At 66.3% G+C, this 1,874-nt stretch carries 1 protein-coding gene; it reads left to right on the top strand.

Going from position 1 to position 1,874, the window contains the following annotated elements:
* Positions 1-198 precede the first annotated feature (198 nt).
* The coding region (locus tag ACIPIA_RS15305; RefSeq protein WP_400510785.1) for a GAF domain-containing protein at positions 199-1,874 on the top strand (1,676 nt) is incomplete at its 3' end.

Below are 1,874 nucleotides of genomic sequence, written 5' to 3' on the forward strand. Positions count from 1 at the left end.
AGCAGACGCTCTCGGTTTCGGCCCCGAAATCGGCGCGCGTTACCTCTCGGCCCAGGCCAGCTCCCTCGACAGCTGGCGCGACCTTCTCGTCGAGCTCGATCGGCTCGATCGGCAACAATGGGATGCGGCGGCCCGGTCCGCGCGATCCGTCTTCACACATGCCATCCAGGCCTTCTCACCGGAAGCACTTCCCACCGCATGACGACCGTCGACCTGACGAACTGCGATCGCGAGCCGATCCACATTCCCGGAAGCGTGCAGCCGCATGGCTGCATGATCGTCTGCGATGCCGAGGTGGTGACGATCCGGCGCCATTCGGCCAATGCCAACGCCTTCCTCGGCCTCAAGGAGTTCGAGCTCGTCGGCCGCAAGCTGGAGGATGTGCTCGGCGGCCCCGTCGTGCACGAGATGCGCAATGCCCTCGCCCGTTCGGGCGCGCCGTCGCGTGCGGGCTTGATGCCGCGCTATCGCCTCGCTGCGCTCGATCGGGAGTTCGACATCTCGATCCACTCATTCAAGGGCAATGCCATCGTCGAATTCGAGGAGAGCGTCGCGGACGGACCGAGCTCGCCGCTCGAGTTCGCGCGCACCCTCGTCGGCCGCCTCTCAGACGTCACGACCCCGGCACAGCTGATCAGGAATGCGGCGCGGCTGCTCCGGGCCGTGCTCCAGTACGACCGCGTGATGATCTACCAGTTCGCGCCCGACGGCTCGGGCAAGGTGGTGAGCGAAGCCAAGCGCCCGGACCTCGAGAGCTTTCTCGGCCAGCATTTCCCCGCCAGCGACATCCCGCAGCAGGCAAGGCAGCTCTACCTTCTCAATCCCATCCGCGTCGTCTCGGATTCGAGCGGCGAGCGCTTCCCGATCACTCCCGTTCTGGATGCGGCCGGGGAGCCGCTCGACCTGTCCTATGCCCATCTGCGCAGCGTTTCGCCGATCCACTGCGAATATCTGCGCAACATGGGCGTCTCGGCTTCGATGTCGGTCTCGATCATCGTCGATGGCGCCCTCTGGGGGCTGATCGCCTGCCATCATTACAGCCCGCGCTCCCTCTCGATGAACCGCCGGATCGCGGCGGAGATCTTCGGTGAATTCTTCGCGCTGCAGCTCGGCGCGCTGACGCAGAAGCAGCTGCTGCTCGCAGCGGAGCGGGCGCGCGACTTCCTGAACGGACTGCTGACGTCGGCATCGCATGTGACGGACGCCGCCAGCTTCCTCGGCCACCATCTCGCGGAGTTCCGGGATCTCGTCGAAAGCGACGGCGTCGGCGTCTGGGTGCAGGGCGAATGGCGCGCCGAGGGCAGCGCGGCACCGGCGGAATTCGCCGGGGAACTCGCTGCCTTCGCCGGCGAAGTCTGCGACGGCAGGGTCTGGGCGACGACATCGCTGGCCGACGCCCTCCCCGCGGCGCGTGCCCATATCGACAGCTTTGCCGGCCTCCTCATCATCCCGCTGTCGCAGATCCCGCGCGACTACCTGTTCTTCTTCCGCAAGGAGCTGATCCACACCATCGAGTGGGGGGGCGACCCCAACAAGACCTACAGCACCGGGCCGCATGGCGATCGCCTGACACCACGTCAGAGCTTCGCCGTCTGGAAGGAGACGGTTGCCGGCCACTCGAAGAGCTGGACCCCGGTCGAGCGCGAACTGGCGGAGTCGGCCCGGCGGACCCTGATCGAGGTCGTGCTGCGGCAGAGCGAGTTGCTGGCGGACGAACGCAACAAGGCCGAGATCCGCCAGAAGATGCTCAACCAGGAGCTGAATCACCGGGTCAAGAATATCCTCGCGTTGATCAAGTCGATCGTCGCCCACCCGCTGGCCGAGGGAGCGACGATCGAGGCTTATGCCAATGCGCTGAAGGGGCGCATCGAGGC

The organism is Allobosea sp. CER48 (genome assembly GCF_044752385.1).
In the GTDB taxonomy this organism is placed as follows: domain Bacteria; phylum Pseudomonadota; class Alphaproteobacteria; order Rhizobiales; family Beijerinckiaceae; genus Allobosea.